Raw genomic sequence first — 23,927 nt, 5'->3', positions numbered from 1 at the left:
GCGAGGATCTCCCCCCTTGTGGGGGAGATGTCCGGCAGTACAGAAGGGGGCGACGTAGCGCATCTGTTCTCCTGAGGCCTTATCCCCGCATCTTCTCCCCGCTCGGGTCGAATGGCGGCTCGACATTGATGCGGGCAGGGCGGCGGTGGCCGAGTATCTCGATCTCGAACAGGCCTTCCGCCTCGTTTTCGGCGAGTGCGGCCGGCACGTAGCCCTGAGCCATCGATTTCTCGACATAGTGGGCGTAGCCACCCGAGGTGACCCAGCCGACCACACGCCATTCGCCGTCGACGATGCCGCGCACCGCCGATGCGCCACGGGCGGCGTCCGAGCCGCGCACTTCCTTGCCGGCCTCGTCAAAGCGGGGTGCGCCATAACCATGCGGCTTTTCGATCGTTCCGTAGTCCTTGGCTCCGATCCTGGCCCAGATAGGTTCGTCGCCCATCACGTCGGCATCTGCAGCGTCGACATAGAAGGAGACGCGGCGCAGCTTCGGACCGTCGGCGTGCTCCTTTGCGGCAGCCTCGCGGCCGATGAAGTCGTTCTTCTCGAGCTTGATGAAGCGGTCCATCGCGCCTTCGAACGGGCCGTAGATCGGACGGAGCTCGCGGAACCAGGTCGGGAAGTTCTTTTCGAGGCGCATGGACAGCAGCGCACGCATGCCGAAATCGACAATGCCGAACTCTTCGCCGGCATCCTTGATCGCCTTGTAGACCAGGCGCTGATAGGCCGGCGCCATCCAGATCTCGTAGCCGAGATCGCCGGTATAGGTGATGCGGTTGACCATGCAGGGCGCGCCGCCGACGGCCATCTCGCGGAAATCCATGAAGCGGAAGGCCTTGCTCGACACGTCGACATCGACGAGCTTCTGCAACAGCGCCTGCGACTTCGGGCCGGCGATGGACAGGCCGACAAGCGTCTGGTCGAAGCGGTGGATGCGCACCGAACCATCGCTGGGCAGGTGCTTCTCGAACCAGCGCATGTGGTACTTCTGCGCCGCCGACGAGCCCCAGATCATGAATTTGTCGTCGCCCGTCTTGGCGATGGTGAAGTCGCCGATCAGGCGGCCGAATTCGTTCAGCATCGGCGTCAGCACAATGCGGCCCTTTTTCGGCATGCGGTTGGTCATCAGCCGGTTGAGGAAATCCTCCGCTGCCGGGCCCGACACCTCATACTTGGCGAAGTTTGCGATCTCGGTCACGCCGACGCGGTCGCGCGTGGCACGCACTTCATTGCCGATGTGCTCGAAGTCGTTTGAACGGTGGAAGGAGACGATGTCCTTTGGCTCGGTTCCCTTGGGGGCAAACCATAGCGGCGTCTCCAGGCCCCAGCTGTCGCCCATGACGGCGTTGTTGGCGACCATGGTGTCGTAGAGCGGGGTGGTCTGGGCAGGGCGGGCTGCCGGCAGCTCCTCGTTGGGAAAGCGGATCGAGAAGCGGCGCGAATAGTTCTCACGGACCTTGGCGTTGGTGTAGCGCAGGCTGGCCCATTCACCCCAGCGCGCGACGTCCATGCCCCAGACGTCGAAGCCCGGGTCGCCGTTGACCATCCAGTTCGACAGCGCGAGACCGACGCCGCCGCCTTGGCTGAAGCCGGCCATGACGCCGCAGGCGACCCAATAATTGGTCAGGCCCTGGACCGGGCCGACCAGTGGGTTGCCGTCGGGCGCAAAGGTGAAAGGGCCGTTGATGACCTGCTTGATGCCGGCGTTGGCGATGCCTGGGAAGTGCTGGAAGCCGATTTCCAGCGACGGTGCGATACGGTCAAGGTCGGGCGCCAGCAGTTCATGGCCGAAATCCCAGGGTGTGTTGACAGGCGACCACGGCTTGCAGGCCTTCTCATAGGTGCCGAGCAGAATGCCGTTGCGCTCCTGGCGCGTGTAGATCTCGCCCTTGAAATCGAGCACGCCGATCATTTCGCGGCCGGTTTCCTTGTTGAAAGCCTCGACCTCCGGCATCGGCTCGGTCAGCAGATACATGTGCTCCATGGCGAGCACCGGAAGCTCGACGCCGACCATGCGGCCGACCTCGCGCGCCCACAGGCCGCCGCAATTGACGACGTGCTCTGCCCTGACGGTGCCCTGTTCGGTGACGACGTTCCAGGTGCCGTCGGGATCCTGGGTCAATTCCTTGACCGGGTTGCGCAGCACGATCTCGGCACCGAGCTTCTTCGCCGCCTTGGCGTAGGCATGGGTCGTGCCCGAAGGATCGAGATGGCCTTCGACCGGGTCCCACATGGCGCCGACGAAGTGCCTTTCGTCCATCAGCGGGAACATCTTTTTGGCTTCGGAGGGCGTGATCAGCTCGGTGTCCATGCCGAGATAGCGGCCCTTGGCGTGCGCGAGCCGCAGGAAGTCCATGCGCTCCGGGCTATCGGCCAACATCACGCCGCCGGTCAGGTGCAGCGAGCAGGACTGGCCGGAAATCTCCTCCAGCTCCTTGTAGAGCTGGACCGTATAAGCCTGCAGCTTGGCGACGTTGGGGTCGCCGTTGAGAGTGTGGAAGCCGCCTGCGGCGTGCCAGGACGAGCCGGAGGTGAGCTCCGAGCGCTCGATCAGCATGATGTCGGTCCAGCCAGCGCGGGCGAGGTGGTAGAGCACCGAGCAGCCCACAACGCCGCCGCCGATGACAACTGCTTTCACATGGGATTTCATAAGGTTATGTCCGGTTTTGCGTAAGATGAATCAGGAGTAAGGTCGCGCGTCAGGCGGTGGCGACGCCTTCGATTTCGAGCAGCCAGGCCTCGTCGAAGATGCCGGCTATGATCACGGTCATTGCGATTTTCCTCTCACCGAGAACCTGAGCGCGTATGCGCCTGTTATCGAGGGCATGGGCGCGGTCGGACAGGAAGACGGTGACCTTGACCAGATTGTCGAGGTTCATGCCTGCTGCGTGCAACTGGGCCTCGAGATTGCGCCAGGCGAGCCAGCATTGGCCTTCGAAGTCGTCGGGAATGGCGCCGTCCTTGGCAACGGGGATCTGCCCGGAGATGTAGAGCGTGCGGGCGTTGTTGGTTACTTCGATCGCCTGGGCGTAGCCACCGGCGGGAAGCGGAGCGTCGGGCGAGTTGATTTCGCGCTTGTGCATAGAGCCCTCCTAGAAATCCGTCGGCGCGCCGCCCTCGGCCTTGCGCTTGTCGACGAAGGCGTTGAGCTCTTCGCGGATGGCGGGGTCCATCCATGGCTCCTCATAGGAGGCGAGGCGCTCCTTCCAGACGCGATTTGCCTTTTCCACCGCGGTCGGGCTGCCCGCCTCGGCCCAGGTCTCGAAATTGCGCCAGTCGGAGATCACAGGCGAATAGAAGGCGTTCTTGTAGCGCGACTGGGTATGCGGCGTGCCGAAGAAGTGGCCGCCGGGGCCGACGTCGCGGATGGCATCGACGGCGAGCGCGTCCTCGGACAGGTCGAGCGGGGTCAGGAACTCGGCCACCATCTGCAGCATGTCGATGTCGAGGATCATCTTCTCGTAGGAGCAGCGCAGTCCGCCTTCGAGCCAGCCAGCGCCGTGCAGCATGAAGTTGGCGCCGCTCTGGACGGCGCCCCACAGCGAGAAGACGCTTTCATAGGCGGCCTGCGCGTCGACGGCGTTGGCGGCGCAGACGTTGGAGGTGCGGTAGGGAATATTGTAGCGGCGCGCGAGCTGGCCGCCGACGAGCTGGGCCTTCATGTATTCGGGGGTGCCGAAGGCGGGCGCGCCCGACTTCATGTCGACATTCGAGGTGAAGCCGCCATAGCCCACGGGCGCACCCTTCTTGACCATCTGGGTGAAGGCGAGACCGGACAGCGCTTCGGCGTTCTGCTGCACCAAAGCACCGGCAATGGTGACGGGCGCCATCGCGCCCGACAGGGTGAAGGGGGTGACGATCACCACCTGGCCCATCGACGACATCTGGATGATGCCTTCCATCATCGGCACGTCGAGCTTGAGCGGCGAGTTGGTGTTGATGATGGTGTAGACCGAGGGCTCTTCCATCATCTGCTCGCGGGAAATGCCGCGGGCGATGCGGGTGATCTCGATGCCGTCGACATTGCGTTCCTTGCCGAGCGAATAGATGTGGAACACCTTGTCGGTCAGCGTCGCGAGGTCCCTGATGCATTCGAGGTGGCGGACCGAGGGGTGGATATCCACCGGCTCGACCGGATAGCCGCCCGTCGTGTTCAGGATGTTGTGCATCTGGGCGAGCTTGAGGAAATTGCGGTAGTCGGCCTGGTTGCCCGGGCGACGGCCGCGATCGAGATCCGAGCAGTTGGGTGCCGACGCCATCTGCGAAATGACGAAATTGTTGCCGCCAAAGCGTACGTTGTGCGCCGGATTGCGGGCATGCAGGGTGAATTCGGCCGGCGCATGCGAGATCAGCTCGAGGATCATGTCGGAATCGAAGCGGACGCGCTCGGAGCCGTCGCGCACGTCGGCGCCATGCGCCTTCATGATGCGGCGTGCCTCGTCGTGCAGAACGTCGACACCGATTTCCTTGAGCACCCTGAGCGAAGCGAGATGGATCGATTCCAGCTCGTCGTCCGAGATCAGCTTGGTCGGTGTGAAGGGAATCTTGAGCTGGCGGAATGGCGGCTGCTCGAAGGCCTGAGAGCCGCCGGCGCGCTTGCCGGCACGGCCGCCACGGCGAGCGCGGTCGGAGGCGGGAGCCTGTTCGGCTGTTTGCAGGGCCACGGTCATGGAATCCTCACGGCAAGCTTCAGTATCGCGGGCATAATGGACTGGGGCAGCGAAGCTCATTGCGGTGGCGGCGACCAGTAGCGCGAGGGAAACGACATTGCCGGTGGGCTGTTGGGGACTGTGGCCAATGGGACTGGACCGACGTTCTCCGTCGTGGTGAAGCATCCGGCACATGGCCGTCCCTCTGTAGGATCGGCGCTGATCGATTCTCGTGGTGACAAACTTGTCTTCTCCCGCTTCCACTGCCGCCGAACCGCCGTTGAGGTGGGCTCCGCTTGTCGGCGTCACCGCAGCACTTGCGATGTTCGGCGCAGCCCAAGGGCTGAGCTATCCGCTGTTTTCTCTTTTGATGCAGAAGCAGGGCATGTCGCCGGCGATGATAGGCCTGTCGGCAGCGATGATGCCGATGGGGCTGATCGCGTCAGCGCCATTCGTTCCGGCGGCGGTGCGACTGTTCGGCGGGCGCAGGCTCGCAGTGTGCTGCTCGATTGCGGCTGCAGTCTGCTTCCTGCTGATCGGCTATCTGCAGGACTGGTTCGCCTGGTTCGTCGTGCGCTTCATGATCGGCGTCGTCATCAACCCGCTCTACATCCTTGGCGAAGTGTGGGCGCTGTCGATGGCGCCACCGTCGCGGCGTGGGCGCGTCATGGGGGTGTTCAACACGCTGATGGGCATAGGCTATGCCAGCGGGCCGCTGGTGCTGACCTTCGTCGGCACGGCCGGCTGGACGCCGTTCGTCATCGCAATCGTCGGCTTCCTCGCCTGCGCCGCCGTCCTGCGCATCATGTCGGTCCAGTCGGGCTTCGAGGAGGACGGCCAGTCCAAGGGCGGCGTGCTCGGCTTTGCGGCGCTCGCGCCGGCGCTGCTGTTTGCCGTTCTTGTCTCTGCTGCCAACCAGCAGAGCACCTATTCGCTGCTGCCCGTGTTCGGCGCGGCTCATGGACTGCCCGAAGCCATGCTTGCGGCCATGCTGACGGCACTGTCGATGGGCAACATCCTGCTGCAGATACCGCTTGGGCTGATGGCCGAGCGGGTCGGAGGGCGCACGATGATCCTGTTCTGTGCCGCAGCGACCGCAACCTGCGCCGTGCTGCTGCCGCTGCTGATCGATACACCGCTGATCTGGGTTGTGCTGGTGGTGATGGGAGCCGTCGGCTACGGCGTCTACACCATGGCACTGGTCGAGCTTGGCAACCGGTTCAATGGCAGTCTGCTCGTTGCCGGAAATGCTGCGTTCGCGCTCATGTGGGGCCTGGGTGGCATTGTCGGCCCGCCGAGCTCCGGGCTGGTGATGCAGAGCTTCGGACCGATCGGCCTGCCGGCGGTGCTGCTGAGCCTCAATCTGGCCTTGCTCGCCTTCGCCTTTTATCGGGCCGCGGCGCGCAAGCGCAGCGGAGGCTAGCGAAGCGGGGAAAGGGTAGGCAGGTCGACGCGGCGGCAATCCAAGACAGCGGTTTGCGCCGGGTCATTGAGCCTTGGCGACGTGCCACTTTCCACCCATGTCGTTGCCTTTCATTTCACCGGCTTTGGTGTCGAGCGCAAATGTGTAGAGCGGCCTGCTGTCGTAGGCCCACATATGGGAGCCGTCCGGTCGCTTGACGATCGTCCATTTGCCTTCGGCCTTGGCGTCAGCAGCTGCCTTGAAGGGCAGCCAGGTTTCGGTACAGGTTGCCTCGCAATTGGACTTGCCCTTGGCGTCTTCGTCGAATGTGTAGAGGGTCATGCCCTTGGCTGTGGCGTAGATCTTGCCGCTCGGACTGTCCATCACCTTGGCCGGGGTGGCGGCCAAGGAGACGGCCGAGCTTGCGAGCAAGACTGCAAATGCCGAGAGTATCGTTTTCATCGTGATCGCTCCCTTTTTTGCAGTGGCCGGGGAACATTCCGGCGCACCCCCGATAACGATTATTGCCGGGGCGGTGTTCCCGATCTACGAGGGATGAAGACGCCTGGCACCTGTCGGCGGGCGCGCAGGCACAGCGGGAGCCGAACGAGAGGTTAGGCGAACCTGCGCGGCAGCCGAAGGGCGCCGCGCAGGGAAAAAAATCAGTTGGCCTTGGCTACATGCCAGACGCCGCCCTTGCCGTCGCCGGCCATATCTCCGGCTTTCTTGTCGCCGACAAATGTATAGAGCGCCTTGCCGTCGTAGGCCCACATATGCGAGCCGTCCTTGCGCTTGATGAGGGTCCATTCGCCCTCGGCCTTGGCGTCCGCTGCAGCCTTCAGCGGCGGCCAGTTCTCGGCGCAGGTGGCTTCGCAGCTCGACTTGTCCTTTGCGTCCTTGTCGAAGGTGTAAAGCGTCATGCCCTTGGCATCGGTGTAGATCTTGCCGGCCTTGCTATCCATGACCTTGGCAGGTTCGGCCGCGTAGGAGGCGGCCACGCTGGCAAGCAGAATGGCAAGTGCAGAGACTAACGTTTTCATTGATGTGCTCCCTATCCAGAAGACCGGCCAGAAAAGGCCGGCCACACACAAGGACAACGAAGCTGGAGGCGCTGGTATTCCGGGGCATGCGCGAAAGGGTGTCGCCGGTGCTTGTCGTGTCGCGAAATGCCGGGTTAGACTGTGGTCATGTGCGCGCTCAACGCCCATACTCCGCTGCAGGAGGCCGCATCGAAGCCGTCGCCGCGCACGCGGCATACGGAGCTTCTGCGTCTTTGCGCGCGCATCGGCTATTCGCCGCCTTGCCGTCTTTGAATCCGCCCCGGCGCTTGCCGGATTGATTCAAGAGAAAGGCACAAGCCAATGACCTATCAGAACTATTCGCTGACACAGCTTCAGCAGATCGACGCTGCGCATCATCTCCATCCCTTCACCGACCACAAGGAACTGCGCGACATCGGCTCGCGCATGATCACCCGTGCCGAAGGCCCGTTCATCTACGATTCGGAAGGGACGGAACTGCTCGACGGCATGGCCGGCCTCTGGTGCGTCAATGTCGGCTACGGGCGCACCGAACTGGCGGAGGCTGCCTATCAGCAGATGAAGGAGCTGCCTTACTACAACTCCTTCTTCAAATGCTCGACGCCGACGCCGGTGCTGCTGTCCAAGAAGCTCGCGGAATTGGCGCCGAAGAACATCAACCAGGTATTCTATGGCTCGTCGGGTTCCGAATCCAACGACACTGCGCTGAGGCTCGTCCGTCACTACTGGGCGCTCGAGGGCAAGCCGCAGAAGAACCGCATCATCTCGCGCAAGATGGCCTATCATGGCTCGACTGTCGCCGGCACCTCGCTCGGCGGCATGGACGGCATGCACCACCAGCTTGGCGGCGCAGTGCCCAACATCGTCCATGTGATGATGCCTTATGCCTACGAACTGGCGCTGCCGGGCGAAAGCGACCATGATTTCGGCCTGCGTGCCGCAAAGTCGGTCGAGGATGCTATCCTGGAGGCAGGTGCGGAAAACGTTGCTGCCTTCATCGGCGAGCCGATCATGGGCGCCGGTGGCGTCAAGATTCCGCCGGCGAGCTATTGGCCTGAAATCCAGCGCATCTGCCGCAAGCACGACGTGCTGCTGATGCTCGACGAGGTCATCACCGGTTACGGCCGCACCGGCGAATGGTTTGCCGCCCAGACCTATGGCATCGAGGCCGACACCATCACCACCGCCAAGGCGCTGACCTCGGGTTATCAGCCGCTGTCGGCTCTGCTGGTCGGCGATCGCATTGCTTCTACGCTGGTCGACAAGGGTGGCGAGTTCTACCATGGCTACACCTATTCCGGTCATCCGGTCGCCTGTGCGGTCGCGCTCAAGAACCTCGAGATCATCGAGCGCGAAGGCCTGGTCGAGCGCGTCAAGAACGATACGGGCCCGTATTTCGCCCAGATGCTCAAGGATCGTATCGCCGGTCACGGCCTCGTTGGCGAGGTACGGTCGGTCGGCCTGATGGGCGCCATCGAGATCGTCAAGGACAAGGCGACCAAGGAGCGGTTTTCGCCCGGTGGCAGTGCTGCCGTCGTTGTCCGCGATCACGCCATTGCCAATGGCATGATGATGCGGGCGACCGGCGACTCGATGATCCTGTCGCCGCCGCTGATCTGGACCCGCGCCACCATCGACATGGCCGGCGATCGCATCGTGAAAGCGCTCGACCTTGCCGAGCGCGATCTGAGGAAGGCCTGATTACGGGGCCGGGCAGGGCAACCTGCCCGGCCTTTTCCAACCAGGGAGGAAATGATGAGCGGAAAACCGATCGTGCCATTGATCGAGTACGAGCAGGCAAACGAAGCCGTTCGCGCCGTCTATGACGACATCATGGCAACCAGGAAGGTCGATTGGGTCAACAATTTCTGGAAGGTGCTGGCGCATGACCCGGCATTGCTCAAGCGCACCTGGGACACGCTGCGGGAAGTGATGGCGCCGGGCGCGCTTGATCCGCTCGTCAAGGAAATGATCTACATCGCGGTTTCGGCGACCAATGGCTGCGAGTATTGCACATATTCGCACACCGCTTCGGCGCGCGCCAAGGGCCTGAGCGAGGCGCAGCTGATGGAGTTGCTCGCGGTCGTCGGCATGGCCAACGAGACGAACAGGCTCGCCAACGGCCTGCGTCCGCCCGTCGATGCCGCCTTCGAGCCCAAAGGCTGATTGCTTCCTGCTTGTTCATGACAGGCTTGTGGCATATATTGTGCACTGCACAATAATTCTCGACCGCCACTGGCGATCGAGGCGGGCCTGTTGCCCAGCAGGAGTGCCTTTCGCATGAAAAGACACCAGGCGATGAAGGCGCAGCGGCAGTCGACGGCCATTGCCGGCAGCTTGATGCTGGCGCCGATGGTGATGGCGATGCGGCTGCCGGTCATGGCGACCGAGGCCCACAGCGGCAGAGTGCTGAAAGGCGAGAGCCTTGCGGCAGTCACGGAAAAGACGGCGGCCATTGCCGAGGGCATGGTTGCTGCCCAGATGTCCTATTTCCAGTCGGCGATGCAGTTCTGGCCGGAGGTGCTTTCCGGCAAGACGCCGTCGGTGCTGAATGGCGTGGCGGCACAACGTTCGGTCACGGCGGCCCTTCGCCCGGCCAGTAAGAGGGTCAAGGCGAACTTCCGGCGCCTTTCGACAAAGGCAGGCGGGTAAGAAAGCTGAGATAGGGGCTGAACGCAAAAACCGCGCCCCTGACGGGAACGCGGCTTTGCCACTTTCAACGCATGGCCCTTCGCAACTGACCCGCGAAGGTTACAGCTCCGGTACGCGATACCTGATCCGGAGCGCCGGCGGCTGCGATGACCGCCTTGCAAACCGTTTTAGCGGAACATCGTTACCGCCCGGTTATCGAGAGCTTAATCAATTCTAAATCTTAGCTTTTTTTGACTTAATCGATGCGCAGGACAGGCGGCACTTGCCGCCGAACATAGCTGTCCTCGACGACAGGAGTATTTCTGCGCGTCATTCAGGCGCGCAGGAAGCTGTTCGATCCTGGAGGCGCGGTCAGCCGACGTCGCCGCGCAGGAACTTGATGATGCCGGAGAAGTCGGTGCCGCCATGGCCCTGGCCGGCGAAGAGCGAATAGAGCTGCGTTGCCTCTGCCCCGAGCGGGGTCGCGGCACCGGCCTGCTGGGCTGCCTCCTGCGACAGCTTCAGGTCCTTGAGCATCAGTGCCGCGGCGAAGCCCGGCTGGTAGTCGCGGTTGGCTGGCGAATTGGGCACCGGGCCGGGCACGGGGCAATAGGAGGTCAGCGACCAGCACTGGCCTGACGAGGTCGAGGCGACGTCGAACAGTGCCTGGTGCGACAGGCCGAGCTTCTCGGCCAGCACGAAGGCCTCGGCCACGCCGATCATCGATATGCCGAGGATCATGTTGTTGCAGATCTTGGCGGCCTGGCCGGCGCCGGCGTTGCCGCAATGGACGATGCGCCCGGCCATCGGCTTCAGCACCGGCTCGGCCGCATCGAAGGCTGCCTTGGCGCCGCCGGCCATGAAGGTCAGCGTTCCCGCGGTCGCGCCGCCGGTGCCTCCGGATACGGGAGCGTCGACCGAGAGCAGGCCGTGCTTGGCTGCAATGGCGTGAGCCTTGCGGGCGGAATCGACGTCGATGGTCGAGGAGTCGATGAGCAGCGCGCCTTCCTTCACCTTGGGCGCGATGTCTTCGTAGACTGACAGCACATGCTTGCCGGCCGGCAGCATGGTGATGACGACGTCGGCGTCTTTGACCGCCGCGACCGCATTGGCCATGACCACGACGCCGTTGCTCCTGGCCGTCTCCAGATGCTCGGGCATCAGGTCGAAACCGTGGACGGCATGGCCGGCCTTGACGAGATTGGCCGCCATGGGATTGCCCATGTTGCCCAGACCGATGAAGGCGACAGTTGTCATTGGGTGGTTCCTCCGGTGAGAAGGGAGTAGCGAACGGCGAATAGAAAGAGGGCTGGGAGGACAGCGACGGCTTACGTTCAGCTTGCTCTATTCCCTATTCGCCCTTCGCTATCTCCCGATCAGATGCCTGGCGATGATGACGCGCATGATCTCGTTGGTGCCTTCGAGAATCTGGTGGACGCGCAGGTCGCGGACCAGCTTCTCGATGCCGTAGTCGTGCAGGTAGCCGTAGCCGCCGAGCAGTTGCAGCGCGTTGTTGGCGACGTCGAAGCCAGTGTCGGTGACGAAGCGCTTGGCCATGGCCGACCATTTCGAGGCGTCGTGCGCCTTGCGGTCGAGCTTCGAGGCGGCCGCATAGAGGAACAGGCGGGCGGCCTGCAGTTCGGTCTCCATGTCGGCGAGGCGGAACTGCAGCGCCTGGAAGCGGTCGATGGTCTGGCCGAAGGCCTTGCGTTCGGCAGTGTAGGCGAGTGCCTTGTCCAGTGCCGACTGGGCGCCGCCGACCGAGCATGCGGCGATGTTGAGCCGGCCGCCGTCGAGGCCTGCCATGGCAATGCCGAAGCCCGCGCCCTCGTCGGACAGCCGGTTCTCGACCGGCACGCGGCAATCGGTGAACATCACCTGCCGCGTCGACTGCATGTGCCAGCCCATCTTGTGTTCATTGGCGCCGAAGAACAGGCCCGGCGCGTCCTTGGGCACGACGATGGTCGAGATGCCCTTGGGGCCATCGACGCCGGTGCGCACCATGACAACATAGATGTCGCTGTCGCCGGCGCCCGAGATGAATTGCTTGGCGCCGTTGATGACGTAGTGGTCGCCGTCACGCACGGCGCGAGTGCGCAGGGCGGCGGCGTCGGAGCCGGAACCGGGTTCGGTCAGGCAGTAGCTTGCCAGCCATTCCATCGAGATCAGCTTGGGCAGGAAGCGCTGGCGCTGCTCCTCGTTGCCGAAGCGGTCGATCATCGACGCGGCCATGTTGTGGATGGAAATGAACGACGAAAAACCGGGACAGGCCTGTGCCAGCTGCTCGAAGACGAGCACCGCGTCGAGCCGGGTCAATGCCGAGCCGCCGACATCGTCTCTGACATAGAGCCCGCCAAAGCCGAGCGGGCCGGTCTCACGGATCACATCTGCGGGGAAGGTCTTGGCCTTGTCCCATTCGAGGGCAAAAGGGGCCACCCGCTCGGCGGCAAAGCTGCCTGCGAGTTCGCGAATCGCCAGTTGGTCTTCGTTGAGTTCGAATTGACCGGCAGTCGCTTCGTTTGCGGCGTCCATGTCGGCCTCCCTGACGTTTTTGGCTATGCGCGAAGTTCAATCTAGACCAATGATGCGGCCGCGCAACCCGATGACTGACAGAGCGGCTGTGCGCAAATGCATATGCGGGAAGCGACGTGACGACAAATTTTGATGAGCTGCTGGCGGCGTTTCGAAGCTATTTGCAAGACTGCAGCGCCAACCCTGTTGTGACCAGCTTTCTGGCCGAAATCGACTGGTCGATGCCTGCCCGGACACTGGAGCCGAATGCCGTCGCATGTTCGGTCCTCCTCGATCGCGCCATCATTCTTGCATCGGATGCAACGCGGCCACTGACCGAGTTGCTGGCCAGGCATCGCGACGAACTGCGCTGGGGACAGACCTACACGGCAGCCGATTTCGGTCAGCATTTCATCGACAACTATGGCTGGGTCGAACTCTTTGGCACGCGTGGCCATTTCGCCAATGAGCAACTGGCGGCGGGTTTTCTGGTCCTTGGCCCCGATGTCGAATATCCCGACCATCACCACCTTGCCGAAGAGCTCTACATCCCGCTGTCAGGCGGCACCTGCTGGCGCATGGGCGGTGAGCCGTTCCGCCTGCGTTCGGCAGGCGAGATTGTTCACCACGCCTCCAATGTCAGCCATGCGATGCGTACGGGCAACGAGCCGCTTCTGGCGCTTTATCTCTGGCGCGGCGGCCCATTGGCGCAACGCTCGACAATCTCTGCGACGGGAGCCTGACATGGCGAAAGCGATCATGCTCCAGGGCACCGGCTCCGACGTCGGCAAGACAGTGCTGGTGGCAGGACTGTGCCGGGCCGCGCGCAACCGCGGCCTCAGCGTCCGGCCGTTCAAGCCGCAGAACATGTCTAACAATGCTGCCGTCGCCGATCTTCCAGGCGAGGTGGGCGGCGGCGAGATCGGGCGCGCGCAATGGCTGCAGGCCATAGCCTGCGGGGTCAAGCCGTCCATCCACATGAACCCGGTTTTGCTCAAGCCGCAGAGCGACATCGGCAGCCAGGTGGTGGTGCAGGGCAAGGTATTTGGCCATGCCAAGGCACGTGACTACCAGCAGCTCAAGCCGCAGCTGATGGGGGCGGTGCTCGATTCATGGGAGAAGTTGGGCGACGGCGCCGACCTGATCATCGTCGAGGGGGCGGGCTCGCCGGCCGAGATCAATCTCAGGCCACGCGACATCGCCAATATGGGCTTTGCCACCCGCGCCGACGTACCCGTCATCCTGGTCGGAGACATCGACCGCGGCGGGGTGATCGCGTCCGTGGCCGGCACACATCTCATCCTGCCCGACGATGACCGGCGCATGATCGTCGGCTACCTCATCAACAAGTTCCGCGGCGACGCCAGCCTGTTCGACGAGGGCATCGACGCCATTGGCCGCTTCACCGGCTGGCGCTGCTTCGGCGTGGTGCCGTGGCTGAAGGCGGCAGCACTGCTGCCGTCGGAGGATTCGGTGATCCTCGAACGCCTCGCCGGCGGCGAAAAGCGGGCGCTGAAGGTCGCGGTGCCGATGCTCGGCCGTATCTCCAATTTCGACGATCTCGACCCGTTGCGGGCCGAGCCACAGGTGGAGGTGGTGTTCGTGCCGCCCGGCCAGCCGCTGCCCGAGGATGCCGGGCTGGTGGTGATCCCCGGCTCCAAATCGACCATCGGCGACCTTCTGATGTTCCGCGACAATGGCTGGGATCGTGACCTGGAGGCCCATCGCCGTCGCGGCGGCCATATCGTCGGCATCTGCGGCGGCTACCAGATGCTTGGGCAGGTGGTGCGCGATCCCTTGGGCATCGAGGGCAGCGTCACCGAAACGCGCGGCCTCGGGTTGCTCGACGTCGAGACTGTCATGGAGCCGGAGAAGACAGTGCGCAATGTCGAGGCACGCTCGCTGCGCTTCGACGCACCGCTGACGGGCTATGAAATCCATCTCGGCCGTACGACCGGACCGGACTGTTCGCGTCCGGCTGCAATCGTCAACGGCGTCGAGGATGGCGCCACCTCGGCCGACTGCAAGGTGTTCGGCACCTATATGCACGGGTTGTTCGGCGCCGATGTGTTTCGCGGGCGTTTCCTCGAAAGCCTCGGCATCAAGGGTGGCGGTATCGACTACCGCGCCGAGGTCGAGCGCGCGCTGGACGAGATCGCCGCCGAGCTGGAGCGCCATCTCGATTGTGATGCGATCTTCGCCGCAGCGCGCTGACCGCGGCTATTCGGCTGGCGCTTCGACCTTCGGCCAATAGGTACCGAAGCACCAGACGTCGCCTTCCGGGTCGCGACAGATGAATTCGCGGCTGCCATAGTCGCGGTTGGCCAGTTCCTGAACAATGGTCGCATCCGCGGACCTTGCCCTGAGGTAGACCGCGTCGACATCCTCGACCGCGATATAGACCGACTTGCCGCCATTCTGGCCGGGTTCGCCAACGATGCTGCCATAGCCATCCGGACGCGACGAGCCGATCATGATCATCGAATGCCCGAAGGCGAGTTCGGCATGACCGACGTCGTCGCCATTCATGTACCTGGCATGGATCGTGAAGCCGAAGGCTTGGCCGAGCCAGTCGATCATGGCGGCGGCATCTTTGTAGCGCAGTGTCGGGAAAATGCGTGGAGCTTCGGGAGCGGGCATCTGTACCTCCTGCATGGTGGGTTGAGGAGGCCCCAATCTGCCGAAGCGCGGCTCTGCCGTATTGAACAAATGTTACCGGATCAGCCGAGGCCGAACAGGACCGTCGGCGGTGCGCCTGCCAGCTCGCGGAACTCGCGCACCAGATGCGCCTGGTCGGCATAACCGCAGTCTGCGGCAAGAGCGGCCCAGCCGATGCGGTCGACGTCATCGGACATCCGCGCGGCGCGATTGAACCTGACGATGCGCGAAATCGCCTTGGGGCCGATGCCGACCTGGTCGGCGAAGCGGGCGGCCAGATGTCTGCGGCTGCAGCCGATTTCGCTGGCGAGGGCCGCGACGCGGATGCGACCGCCGCTCGACGCGATCCTTGCCATGGCCCAGTCGACGTCGGCTGCGGCTGCCGGCGAGCTCGACATGCGCTCGACCAGGTAGCATTCAGTCAGGTCCAGGCGGCGGCTCCAGTCGGCTTCCTGCCCGAGCCTTTCACGCAGCGCGTTGCCATTCGGGCCGAGCACTTCGTCGAGCGTGACCATGCGATCGGCGAGTTCGTACATCGGGATGCCGAAGAAGCGACGCGCGCCCAATGGCGTGAAATTGACCTGGATGCAGCACGAACTGCCGAAGGAATCGATGATCACAGGTCCGGCATGGAGGCCGGAGGCAAAGCTGGCGAAACGGTCGTTGTTGCCGGGCGTCCGGCTCAGGCCGATGGCGAACGGTTCGCCGAAGCTGATGACGAGCGGCACGGTCAACGAAGCACCTTCCGTCTGCCTAGTGTAAGCAGGGGCAAGTTCACGGTAGCCGATGAGGTCTGTGACGATGCCCGCCAGCACCGGCGATGGCGCGCGCCGCATCATCTCGACCTGAGTTGCCGGATGATCGGCAGGTCTGATCGCTTGTGGCTCGCTGCTGGCCATTTGCCCGGTTCCGCTGGAGCTGCAAACGTAACTCAGCGACAGGAGCCGGTCAAAACGGCGTCAGAAGCCCACCATTACCCGCAATGGGTTGGTCGGGTCGATCAGGAGCTTGATGGCCAGCGCCACGCAGGTGCAGACCAAAAGCGGCTTGATCAGCTTGGCGCCGCTGCGCATGGCCATGTGGGCGCCAAGCCTAGCGCCGAGGAACTGTGCTGCGCCCATCAACAGTCCGATCTTCCAGTGGACCGCGCCGACGAACGCGAAGGCGACCAGCCCGCCGAGATTGGAGGCGAAATTCAGGAACTTGGTGTGGGCAGTGGCTTTGAGCACGCCGTAGCCGGCCAGCGCCACGAAGGCGAGCATGAAGAACGAGCCGGTGCCCGGGCCGAACACGCCATCGTAAAAGCCGATGGCGGGCACCACGGTCATGCCGAAGAGGAAGGGCGAGATGCGCTCGCTGCGATCCAGATCGTCCATGTTCGGCTTGAAGGCGAAGTAGAGGGCAATGGCGACGAGCAGGATCGGCATCACCACACGCAGGATGTCGCCGGGCAGCACGGTCGCCAGCAAGGCGCCGGCCACGGAGCCGACAAAGGCAACCGCAGCCCAGGGCAACTGCTTGCGGATGTCGACGTGACCCTTTGCGGCATAACTGATGGTGGCTGATCCCGAACCGAACAGCGATTGCAGCTTGTTGGTGCCGAGCGATTCCACCGGCGGCACGCCGGCGAGCAGCAAAGCGGGGATGGTGATCAAACCGCCGCCGCCGGCGATCGAATCGATGAAGCCGGCTATGAAGGCGGCCGCAGTGAGGACGAGGACGATATCGGTGGAGAGTTCAAACATCTGCGCCGGCTTGGGCTGGGAAGGATGGCGCCTTCGAACACAGCCGGGCGGCCGGTGCAATAGCGGCGGTGGCCGAGCCGTTGGGCCAAGTGTATTTCAAGCCACTTTGTTCTATATCGGAGACAGCAACCGCTGACGTGGAGAGGATTCGCATGGCGACAGGACTGCTGGCCCAGATTCGTTCGCTGTTTGAAGGTGACGCTGGCGTGCGCAGGGTGGCTGAAGACCCGGTGCTGTCGGCGGAACTGCTTTTGCTGTTCCGCATGATCCTCGCCGACGGTGTAGCGAGCGAAAGCGAGATGGCGGTTTTCCGTCGGATCTGCACCCAGTCCTTCGGCATCGCCGAGGGCAGCATCGACGCGGTGATCGAATATCTCAACGACTTTGGCTACGAGACCAACGGCTCGCAGGCAATCGCCATGTTCCAGGACCTGGATGTCGAGCGCCGCAAGCTTCTTGCCCGCCACATGGCCGACCTCGCCAAGGCCGACAAGCACCTTGCCGAGAACGAGGTGAAGCTGCTGCGTCGCACGATGGATCTGCTCGACATCAGCCCTGTCGATGTGGTGAAGCCGGCAGGTTAGGGCTTCCAGGCCGCCGGCCGGCCCCCATTTCCCGGCGTTTACCTGCTGCTACCCTTCAGGCGCGCCACCGGCACGCCCTTGCGAAGCGGCCGGTTACCCCTGTTCCTGAAGGCGGCGGGCGATGGCCCGGTGCAGGTCAGGCGCTGCCGAAACCAGCGCCTGGGCCGCCTCAGACTGCGGGTGGTCGAGCACCTCCGATGTCTTGCCGCGCTCGACGATGCGCCCTTCATGCATCACCAGCACGTCGTCGGTGATGGCCCGCGCCACGGTCAGGTCGTGGGTGATGAACAGGTAGCTGATGCCGAGGCGGTGGTTCAACTCGGCGAAAAGATCGAGAATCTGGGCGCGGATCGACACGTCGAGGGCCGAGACGGGCTCGTCGGCAACAATGAGCTTTGGCCTGGTGATGATGGCGCGGGCGATCGACAGGCGCTGGCGCTGGCCGCCTGAGAATTCGTGCGGGTATTTCTCCATGTCGGCACGGCCAAGACCGACTTCGTGCAGCGCCTTGGCGACCATTTCACGGCGTTCCTTGCGGTTGAGCCGCCGGTCGAGCAGGTACAGCGGCTCGGCCACCAGGCGCTCCACCGTGTGGCGCGGGTCGAAGGAGCCATAGGGATCCTGGAAGACGACCTGCATGTTGCGGCGCGGACGCCTCAACTCATCGTCGCTTGCCTTGGTGATGTCGAGGCCGCGGAACCTGATGGTGCCGGAGGTCGGCTTGTCGAGGGCGAGGATCATGCGAGCGAGCGTGGATTTGCCGCAGCCGGAGCGACCGACCAGCGCAATCGACGCGCCCGGCTTCATCGTCAGCGATACATTGTCCACTGCGCGCACAGGCTCCGGCCTGGAAAACAGCGACCGGCGTCGGCCGGGATAGTCGCGCGTCACATTGGTGAGCTCGAGCAGGTTCTCGCTGTCATCGACATAAGGCTTGGTCCGCAGCGGCATATGCATCGAAGCGAGCGCCAGCTGGCGCGTGTAGGGGTGGCTGGCTTCCGAAAGCGTACGCGCCGTGTCTCCGGTTTCGGTCACCTGGCCCTGTCTCAGGATGGTGATCCTGTCGGCCATCTCGGTGACCACGGCCAGGTCATGCGAGATGAACAGCAGGCTCATCTTGTTCTCGGCGACGAGTTCTCGCAGCAGGTCGAGGATTTGCGCCTGCAACACGACGTCGAGTGCGGTCGTCGGCTCGTCGGCGATCAAAAGCTTGGGCTTGAGCGCGCAGGCAATGGCAATCGCCACACGCTGGCGCTGGCCGCCCGATAGTTCGTGCGGATAGCGCGACAGCGGAAATTTCTGTTCTGGCATGCCGACGCGGTCAAGGATCTTCCGCGCAAGCGCTTCCGCCTCGGCGCGGCTGGCCCGGGTGTGCCATCTGATGCCCTCGGCGACCTGTGCGCCGATCGTCTTCACCGGGTTCAAGGCCGTCATCGGCTCCTGGAACACCATGCCGATATCGTCGCCGCGCAGCGCGCACATCTGCTGTTCGGTCGCATTGAGGATCTCGGTGCCGTCGAAGGTGATGCGCCCCTTGATGCGGGCGTTGGCCGGTGCGAGCTGCATGACGGCAAGCGCGGTCATCGACTTGCCCGAGCCTGACTCGCCCACGAGCCCCATCACCTCACCGGGCGCGATAGACATGTCCACGTCGTTCAGCACAAGCTGGTTGCCGATCTTCAGGCGCAGCTTTTCGATCGCAAGAAGGCTCATGCGCGACGCCTCGCGCGCGGATCGAAGATGTCGGAAATGCCGTCACCGAGCAGGTTGAGGCCAAGCACGGTGAGCAGGATGGCGCAGCCGGGGAACAAAGCGAGCCACGGCGCCACCATCATCACCGTCTGGGCATCGAACAGCATGCGGCCCCAGCTCGGCATCGGCGGTTGAGTGCCGAGCCCGACATAGGACAGGCCGGCCTCGGCCAGAATGCCGAGCGCGAACTGGATAGTGCCCTGGACCAGCAGCAGGTTGGCGATGTTGGGCAGGATATGCTCGACGGTGATGCGTGCGGGGCCCTTGCCGGCGGCGCGGGCCGCAAGGATGTATTCGCGCGGCCAGATCGACAGCGCGCCGGCACGCGCCACGCGGGCAAAGACAGGAATGTTGAAAATGCCGATGGCGATGATGGCGTTGATCGCACCGGGTCCGAAGACGGCTGTTATCATGACGGCCGAGAGCAGGGCGGGGAAAGCGAAGACAACGTCGTTGAAGCGCATCAGCACCTCGTCGACCCAGCCGCCGCGCGCGGCCGCCCAGCAGCCCAGCGGCACGCCGATGCCCATGCCAATGCCAACGGCGACCAGCGCCACGGCAATCGAATTGCGCGAGCCGATCATGATCATCGACGCCACGTCGCGGCCAAAATGGTCGGTGCCGAACCAGTGCTCGGAGGAGGGCGGCTGCATGCGGTCGGCGACGACAAGCTTGGCGACGTCGAACGGCGTCCAGAAAAACGAAATCACAGCCATCGCAACGACGATGAGCGTGATGAAAAGCCCGATGACGAAAGAACGGTTGGACAAGGCACGCCTGATGAAGCCGCTCCAGCTATGCTGTTGGTGGGTGACGGCGCCGGTCATTGCCGTGTCCTCAGGCGCGGGTCGACCAGCGCATAGGAGAGATCGACGAGCAGATTGACCACCACGACGGTCGCGACCAGCAGCATGACCACGCTTTCCACCACGATCAGGTCGCGCTGGGTGATGGCCTGGAACACCAGCCGGCCGAGCCCGGGCAGGTAGAAGACGTTTTCGATGATGATGGTGCCGGCGAGCAGGAAGGCGAATTGCAGGCCCATGATTGTCAGCACCGGGATCATGGCGTTGCGCAGGGCGTGGCGCCAGAGCACTGCCCGCATCGGCATGCCCTTGGCGCGGGCGGTGCGGATGTAGTCCTCGCCGAGCACCTCGACCAGGGCGGCGCGGGTAACGCGGCTGAGGATCGCGGCCTGGGGCAAGGCAAGTGCGACCGCCGGCAGGATGAGCGCCTTGAGCGCTGGCCACATGCCTGCGCTCCAGCCTGGGAAGCCGCCCGCCGGAACAAGCCGTAGCCAGACGGCGAAGATGTAGACGAGCAGCAGCGCGAACCAGAAATTGGGCATGGCGACCCCCACCTGTGCTGCGGCCATCGCGGCTGTGTCGGCAGGTTTGCCACGCCGGGCGGCGGCGAACAGCCCGACGGGGATTGCGATCAACGTCGAGAGTGTCAGCGAGATCAGCGCAAGCGGCAGCGAGACGACGAGCCTTTCCCTGATCAGGTCGATGACCGGCACCGAGTAGGTGTAGGACTTGCCGAAATCCAGCTGCAGCAGGCCGCGGATCCATTCGAGGTAGCGCAGGATGAGTGGCTGGTTGAGCCCCATCTGCTCGCGCAGCAGTTCGACCTGGGCATCGCTGGCGTTCATGCCGAGCATCAGCCGGGCAGGGTCGCCAGGCACCACCTCGAGCATCAGGAACACCACGACCGAGGCGACGACGAGGGTCGCAGCTCCGATCAACAGGCGTTTGAGCAGGTATGCGGTCATTGGCTCAAACTGCCCGAGAAAACACCGCTCCGAAAGCTCGCACAGGTTGCGCAGCGGTGTCTGTTCACAGGGTTCTTGTGATGCCCCCAGAAAGAGTGGCCGTGAGACTGGCCATTCGAACCTTCATGTTCGAATGGCGGGATGTCGCGTCCGCAGGCTGGAGTGTGGCCGCACCGCTGGAGGTGCGCCGCCTCGTCATCAATCCACCCACTTCACCTTGGTCAGGTCGTTGGCCTGGATCGGGGAGTTCTCCCACAGGCCTTCGACCTTGGCGTCCCAGATGCCGACCTTGGGCAGTTCGAACAGGAAACCGTTGACGGCATCGTCGGCGAGGATCTTCTGCGCCTGCTTGTAGAGCTCGGTGCGCTTGGCCTCGTCGGAGGTCAAGTTGAGCTCATCGATGACTTTGTTGAAGGCCGGGTTGTCGTAATTGAAGTAGTAGTCCTTGCGGGCATAGATATCGATGTCGTTGGGCTCGGTGTGCGAGACGATCGACAGGTCGTAGTCCTTGTCGGTGAACACCTGCTTCAGCCAGTCGGCCCATTCCACTGGGATGATCTTAAGGTCGATGCCGATTTCGCGCAGTTGCGAGGCGATGATTTCGCCGCCCTGGCGGGCATAGCCGACCGGCGGCAGTTTCAGCGTCGCCTTGAAGCCGTCGGGGAAACCCGCTTCCTTGAGCAGTTCCTTGGCCTTGGCGATGTCGTACGGATAGGTGCCGGTCAGGTCGACATAAGCAGGATTATGCGGGGCAAAATGCGACCCGATCGGGGTGCCCAAGCCGCCCGTTGCGCCGTCGATCAGCGCCTTGCGGTCAATGGCGTGGGCAATCGCCTGGCGCACCTTGAGGTTGTCGAAGGGCGGACGCTTGTTGTTGGTCGACAGGACCGTCTCGCCTTCGGTTGTGCCAATCACCACCTTGAACCTGGGGTCGGCGCGAACCTGGGCAAGTGCGTCGCCGAGCGCGAAATTGGGCAGCGCCTGGACGTCGCCCGACAGAAGTGCCGGCACGGCGGCGGCGGCATCGGGGATGATGCGGAACTCGGCCTTGTCGAGCGCGATCGGATCGCCCCAATAGCCGTCGGCCTTGACCAGCGTGATCGACGAGCCCTTGGCCCAGTTCTGGAACTTGAACGGCCCGGTGCCGACAGGCTTTTCCTTGTTGGTGTCAGCCGTCTCCGGCGCGACGATGACGGCGTCGCCCCAGCCGAGATTGTAGAGGAACGAACCGAGCGGGTTCTTCAGCGTCACCTTGACCGTCGCGGGGTCGACGACTTCGACGGTATCGATGGCGGCGAACAGTCCTTTCTGGGCGTTGACCGAGTTTTCGCCGCGGGCGCGGTCGAGCGAGAACTTGACATCAGAGGCGTCGAAGTCGCTGCCGTCATGGAATTTGACACCGGTGTGAAGCTTGAAGGTGTAGACCTTGCCGTCGTCGGAGATTGTCCAGCTCTCCGCCAGGTCGGGCAGCACTTCGCCGCGCGAGCCGATGCGCGTCAGTCCCTCGAAGACATTGGCATAGAGCACTTCGTCGATCGCTGCGGCAGCACCGGCGGTCGGGTCGAGATGCGGCGGCTCCAGCGGCATGCCAAGCACCAGGTCGGTGCGGGCGGCCATGGCGGCGGTGCTCGATGCCAGCGCCATCGCTGCGGCTGCGAGAATGGTCTTCCACTGTGTCATCTTGTCATTTCCCCCGCTTGGACTTGTCGAGCCGGATAGAAGCGTGAAATTCCGGCCGAGTAAATCATGTTTGTTGCAATCGCAGCGCCGGAACAGGAATGAAATTCCGGCGCCATGTTCCTGTTTTGCTTGGCTGATCAGCCCTTGGCCCGGCCACGCAGCAAGACGTCGAGGCCGACAGCCATCACCTTGGCCGACTGCACCATGTCGTCGATGCCCACCCATTCGTCGGGCCGGTGCGCGAGGTCGAGGATACCAGGACCGTAAGCGATGCAATCGTACAAATGGCCGATACGGGCGACATGCTTCTGGTCGTAGGTGCCGGGCGAGATGACATATTCGGGCTCTTTGTCGAAGATCGCCCTGATGCCCTCGGCGATAGCCGAGGCAACCGGGGCGTCGCGCTCTGTCATCAGCGGCTGGACCTCCATGATGTCACGGATCTCGTAGTCGAATTTTTTCCGCTCGCGTTTCAGCTGGTCGAGGATGCCGGTCACCTCGCGCTTCACGTCGTCGATCTTTTCTTCCAGCAGGAAGCGGCGGTCGATGGTCAGCCGGCAGGAGTCGGGAACGTTGGGCGAGGGCAGGCCGGGGCGGAAGTCGTCGGTCTGGCCGCCATGGATCGAGTTGATGTTCATGGTCGAGCGCCGGGCGCCTTCGGGCACCACCGGCATGCGCGTTGTCTTGAGGTCGAGCGCTGGAAAGAGGTCGCGTTCGAAGGCTTCGAGCACCGCACCCATGTGGCGGACGGCGCAGTCGCCGAGGAAGGGCATCGAGCCATGGGCGATCTCGCCCTTGGTCTCGATCTCGGCCCACCACACACCCCGATGGCCGAGGCAGATACGGTCCTTGTTCAGCGGTTCAGGAATGATGACGTGGTCGACCTTAGGCCTGGAGAAATAGCCCTTGCCGGCGAGATAGGCGACGCCGCCGAACCCGCCCGATTCCTCGTCGACCGTGCCCGAAATCTCGATGGCGCCGGGAAAATCGGGATTGACGTCCATGAAGGCTTCGGCCGCGATGATGGAGGCTGCAAGCCCGCCCTTCATGTCGCACGCGCCGCGGCCATAGACGCGACCGTTCCTGATGACGCCGGCAAAGGGATCGACCGTCCAGCCTTCGCCTGCCTCGACCACGTCGATATGCGAGTTGAAATGGACGGTCTGTCCCTTCGACCTGCCGTCGAAGCGGGCGATGACATTGATGCGCGGATAGCGATCGGTGTCGCCGGGCGTACCCTCGGCGCGAACATATTCGACGCCGAAGCCGCGTTTCTCCAAGCGCCTGCCGAGATAATCGGCACAGGGGCCATAGGCGTCGCCGGGCGGATTGATGGTGGGGAAGCGGATCAGTTCTGCCGTCAGTTCCGCCAGTTCGTCACGACGATCGTCTATAGTCTTGAAAAGCTTGTCATACATGCTGCTGACGCGAACCTGTTTGCCTTGGTCGACCGCCAGTCTTGCGCATCCCGGCAAGCGTGTCGAGCACAGCCGGCCGCCCC

22 protein-coding genes are annotated in these 23,927 nt (G+C 63.6%); 7 read left to right on the top strand and 15 right to left on the bottom strand.

Annotated elements, in window-relative coordinates; translation table 11 throughout:
• Positions 1-79: 79 nt before the first annotated feature.
• Genes B015_RS0114115 through B015_RS0114105 form a run of 3 tightly spaced genes read right to left on the bottom strand, consistent with a single transcriptional unit; the run spans position 80 to position 4,673 of the window.
• Entirely contained in the window at positions 80-2,653 is a 2,574-nt protein-coding gene (locus B015_RS0114115) for an FAD-dependent oxidoreductase (RefSeq protein ID WP_026227274.1), read from the bottom strand.
• Between the two features lie 49 nt (positions 2,654-2,702).
• On the bottom strand, positions 2,703-3,086 hold the full coding sequence (locus B015_RS0114110; protein ID WP_018428357.1) for a RidA family protein: 384 nt from the start codon (positions 3,084-3,086) through the stop codon (positions 2,703-2,705).
• 9 nt (positions 3,087-3,095) lie between these two features.
• Complete coding sequence (locus B015_RS0114105; RefSeq protein WP_018428356.1) at positions 3,096-4,673, bottom strand: trimethylamine methyltransferase family protein; 1,578 nt, start codon at positions 4,671-4,673, stop codon at positions 3,096-3,098.
• 259 nt (positions 4,674-4,932) lie between these two features.
• On the opposite strand from B015_RS0114105, the gene B015_RS0114100 reads away from it, so the two are divergent.
• Positions 4,933-6,075 (top strand): MFS transporter, encoded by a 1,143-nt coding sequence (locus B015_RS0114100; protein ID WP_018428355.1) that lies wholly within the window; start codon positions 4,933-4,935, stop codon positions 6,073-6,075.
• A gap of 63 nt (positions 6,076-6,138) precedes the next feature.
• Here B015_RS0114100 and B015_RS0114095 read toward each other — a convergent pair whose 3' ends face one another.
• Together B015_RS0114095 and B015_RS0114090 are read right to left on the bottom strand one after the other, a co-directional pair.
• On the bottom strand, positions 6,139-6,516 hold the full coding sequence (locus B015_RS0114095) for a hypothetical protein (RefSeq protein ID WP_018428354.1): 378 nt from the start codon (positions 6,514-6,516) through the stop codon (positions 6,139-6,141).
• Between the two features lie 200 nt (positions 6,517-6,716).
• A complete protein-coding gene (locus B015_RS0114090) occupies positions 6,717-7,094 on the bottom strand; it encodes a hypothetical protein (protein ID WP_018428353.1) in 378 nt (125 codons plus the stop codon).
• 321 nt (positions 7,095-7,415) lie between these two features.
• On the opposite strand from B015_RS0114090, the gene B015_RS0114080 reads away from it, so the two are divergent.
• From B015_RS0114080 to B015_RS0114070, 3 genes are all read left to right on the top strand, one after another.
• A complete protein-coding gene (locus tag B015_RS0114080) occupies positions 7,416-8,795 on the top strand; it encodes an aspartate aminotransferase family protein (protein WP_018428351.1) in 1,380 nt (459 codons plus the stop codon).
• A 54-nt stretch (positions 8,796-8,849) separates the two neighbouring features.
• Positions 8,850-9,260, top strand: a complete 411-nt coding sequence (locus B015_RS0114075) for a carboxymuconolactone decarboxylase family protein (RefSeq protein ID WP_026227273.1) — start codon at positions 8,850-8,852, stop codon at positions 9,258-9,260.
• A gap of 114 nt (positions 9,261-9,374) precedes the next feature.
• Entirely contained in the window at positions 9,375-9,746 is a 372-nt protein-coding gene (locus B015_RS0114070; protein ID WP_040456220.1) for a hypothetical protein, read from the top strand.
• 351 nt (positions 9,747-10,097) lie between these two features.
• On the opposite strand, the gene mmsB is transcribed toward B015_RS0114070, so the two are convergent.
• Together mmsB and B015_RS0114060 are read right to left on the bottom strand one after the other, a co-directional pair.
• Positions 10,098-10,982 (bottom strand): 3-hydroxyisobutyrate dehydrogenase, encoded by an 885-nt coding sequence (gene mmsB, locus B015_RS0114065; protein ID WP_018428348.1) that lies wholly within the window; start codon positions 10,980-10,982, stop codon positions 10,098-10,100.
• Between the two features lie 108 nt (positions 10,983-11,090).
• The gene (locus B015_RS0114060; RefSeq protein ID WP_018428347.1) at positions 11,091-12,257 is read right to left on the bottom strand and encodes an isobutyryl-CoA dehydrogenase; all 1,167 of its coding nucleotides are present in this window, start codon (positions 12,255-12,257) and stop codon (positions 11,091-11,093) included.
• 116 nt (positions 12,258-12,373) lie between these two features.
• Here B015_RS0114060 and B015_RS0114055 point away from each other — a divergent pair, with 116 nt between their 5' ends.
• Entirely contained in the window at positions 12,374-12,979 is a 606-nt protein-coding gene (locus tag B015_RS0114055) for a dimethylsulfonioproprionate lyase family protein (protein ID WP_018428346.1), read from the top strand.
• 1 nt (position 12,980) lies between these two features.
• Positions 12,981-14,450 (top strand): cobyric acid synthase, encoded by a 1,470-nt coding sequence (locus B015_RS0114050; protein WP_018428345.1) that lies wholly within the window; start codon positions 12,981-12,983, stop codon positions 14,448-14,450.
• A 6-nt stretch (positions 14,451-14,456) separates the two neighbouring features.
• Here B015_RS0114050 and B015_RS0114045 read toward each other — a convergent pair whose 3' ends face one another.
• The 3 genes from B015_RS0114045 to B015_RS0114035 all read right to left on the bottom strand — a co-directional run bounded on the left by B015_RS0114045 (position 14,457) and on the right by B015_RS0114035 (position 16,639).
• Complete coding sequence (locus tag B015_RS0114045; RefSeq protein WP_040456758.1) at positions 14,457-14,876, bottom strand: VOC family protein; 420 nt, start codon at positions 14,874-14,876, stop codon at positions 14,457-14,459.
• An 80-nt stretch (positions 14,877-14,956) separates the two neighbouring features.
• Positions 14,957-15,793 carry a helix-turn-helix transcriptional regulator gene (locus B015_RS0114040; RefSeq protein ID WP_018428343.1) on the bottom strand — a complete coding sequence of 279 codons (837 nt, stop codon included), beginning with the start codon at positions 15,791-15,793 and terminating at the stop codon, positions 14,957-14,959.
• Positions 15,794-15,853: 60 nt separating this feature from the next.
• Positions 15,854-16,639 (bottom strand): TSUP family transporter, encoded by a 786-nt coding sequence (locus tag B015_RS0114035; RefSeq protein WP_018428342.1) that lies wholly within the window; start codon positions 16,637-16,639, stop codon positions 15,854-15,856.
• Between the two features lie 152 nt (positions 16,640-16,791).
• Here B015_RS0114035 and B015_RS0114030 point away from each other — a divergent pair, with 152 nt between their 5' ends.
• Positions 16,792-17,223: a TerB family tellurite resistance protein gene (locus B015_RS0114030; protein ID WP_018428341.1), complete on the top strand. Its 432-nt coding sequence runs from the start codon at positions 16,792-16,794 to the stop codon at positions 17,221-17,223.
• A 93-nt stretch (positions 17,224-17,316) separates the two neighbouring features.
• Here the strand turns inward: B015_RS0114030 and B015_RS0114025 are convergent, their stop codons facing one another.
• The 5 genes from B015_RS0114025 to B015_RS0114005 all read right to left on the bottom strand — a co-directional run bounded on the left by B015_RS0114025 (position 17,317) and on the right by B015_RS0114005 (position 23,844).
• A complete protein-coding gene (locus tag B015_RS0114025; RefSeq protein ID WP_018428340.1) occupies positions 17,317-18,936 on the bottom strand; it encodes a dipeptide ABC transporter ATP-binding protein in 1,620 nt (539 codons plus the stop codon).
• Complete coding sequence (locus B015_RS0114020; protein WP_018428339.1) at positions 18,933-19,802, bottom strand: ABC transporter permease; 870 nt, start codon at positions 19,800-19,802, stop codon at positions 18,933-18,935. The genes B015_RS0114025 and B015_RS0114020 overlap by 4 nt, the downstream gene beginning before the upstream one ends.
• Positions 19,799-20,746: an ABC transporter permease gene (locus B015_RS0114015; RefSeq protein WP_018428338.1), complete on the bottom strand. Its 948-nt coding sequence runs from the start codon at positions 20,744-20,746 to the stop codon at positions 19,799-19,801. Before B015_RS0114015 ends, B015_RS0114020 begins: the two co-directional genes overlap by 4 nt.
• 198 nt (positions 20,747-20,944) lie before the next feature.
• Complete coding sequence (locus tag B015_RS0114010; protein WP_018428337.1) at positions 20,945-22,426, bottom strand: ABC transporter substrate-binding protein; 1,482 nt, start codon at positions 22,424-22,426, stop codon at positions 20,945-20,947.
• Between the two features lie 137 nt (positions 22,427-22,563).
• A complete protein-coding gene (locus B015_RS0114005; RefSeq protein ID WP_018428336.1) occupies positions 22,564-23,844 on the bottom strand; it encodes an acetylornithine deacetylase/succinyl-diaminopimelate desuccinylase family protein in 1,281 nt (426 codons plus the stop codon).
• Positions 23,845-23,927 lie beyond the last annotated feature (83 nt).

It is taken from the genome of Hoeflea sp. 108 (assembly GCF_000372965.1).
Classification (GTDB): Bacteria; Pseudomonadota; Alphaproteobacteria; order Rhizobiales; family Rhizobiaceae; genus Aminobacter.
This window is presented reverse-complemented; position numbering and strand designations above follow the sequence as displayed.

Bases quoted from the DNA above. Each gene is read 5' to 3' on its own strand.
- B015_RS0114115 (WP_026227274.1), bottom strand. From the start codon at position 2,653: ATGAAATCCCATGTGAAAGCAGTTGTCATCGGCGGCGGCGTTGTGGGC.
- B015_RS0114110 (WP_018428357.1), bottom strand. From the start codon at position 3,086: ATGCACAAGCGCGAAATCAACTCGCCCGACGCTCCGCTTCCCGCCGGT.
- B015_RS0114105 (WP_018428356.1), bottom strand. From the start codon at position 4,673: ATGACCGTGGCCCTGCAAACAGCCGAACAGGCTCCCGCCTCCGACCGC.
- B015_RS0114095 (WP_018428354.1), bottom strand. From the start codon at position 6,516: ATGAAAACGATACTCTCGGCATTTGCAGTCTTGCTCGCAAGCTCGGCC.
- B015_RS0114090 (WP_018428353.1), bottom strand. From the start codon at position 7,094: ATGAAAACGTTAGTCTCTGCACTTGCCATTCTGCTTGCCAGCGTGGCC.
- B015_RS0114080 (WP_018428351.1), top strand. From the start codon at position 7,416: ATGACCTATCAGAACTATTCGCTGACACAGCTTCAGCAGATCGACGCT.
- B015_RS0114075 (WP_026227273.1), top strand. From the start codon at position 8,850: ATGAGCGGAAAACCGATCGTGCCATTGATCGAGTACGAGCAGGCAAAC.
- B015_RS0114070 (WP_040456220.1), top strand. From the start codon at position 9,375: ATGAAAAGACACCAGGCGATGAAGGCGCAGCGGCAGTCGACGGCCATT.
- mmsB (WP_018428348.1), bottom strand. From the start codon at position 10,982: ATGACAACTGTCGCCTTCATCGGTCTGGGCAACATGGGCAATCCCATG.
- B015_RS0114060 (WP_018428347.1), bottom strand. From the start codon at position 12,257: ATGGACGCCGCAAACGAAGCGACTGCCGGTCAATTCGAACTCAACGAA.
- B015_RS0114050 (WP_018428345.1), top strand. From the start codon at position 12,981: ATGGCGAAAGCGATCATGCTCCAGGGCACCGGCTCCGACGTCGGCAAG.
- B015_RS0114045 (WP_040456758.1), bottom strand. From the start codon at position 14,876: ATGCCCGCTCCCGAAGCTCCACGCATTTTCCCGACACTGCGCTACAAA.
- B015_RS0114040 (WP_018428343.1), bottom strand. From the start codon at position 15,793: ATGGCCAGCAGCGAGCCACAAGCGATCAGACCTGCCGATCATCCGGCA.
- B015_RS0114035 (WP_018428342.1), bottom strand. From the start codon at position 16,639: ATGTTTGAACTCTCCACCGATATCGTCCTCGTCCTCACTGCGGCCGCC.
- B015_RS0114030 (WP_018428341.1), top strand. From the start codon at position 16,792: ATGGCGACAGGACTGCTGGCCCAGATTCGTTCGCTGTTTGAAGGTGAC.
- B015_RS0114025 (WP_018428340.1), bottom strand. From the start codon at position 18,936: ATGAGCCTTCTTGCGATCGAAAAGCTGCGCCTGAAGATCGGCAACCAG.
- B015_RS0114020 (WP_018428339.1), bottom strand. From the start codon at position 19,802: ATGACCGGCGCCGTCACCCACCAACAGCATAGCTGGAGCGGCTTCATC.
- B015_RS0114015 (WP_018428338.1), bottom strand. From the start codon at position 20,746: ATGACCGCATACCTGCTCAAACGCCTGTTGATCGGAGCTGCGACCCTC.
- B015_RS0114010 (WP_018428337.1), bottom strand. From the start codon at position 22,426: ATGACACAGTGGAAGACCATTCTCGCAGCCGCAGCGATGGCGCTGGCA.
- B015_RS0114005 (WP_018428336.1), bottom strand. From the start codon at position 23,844: ATGTATGACAAGCTTTTCAAGACTATAGACGATCGTCGTGACGAACTG.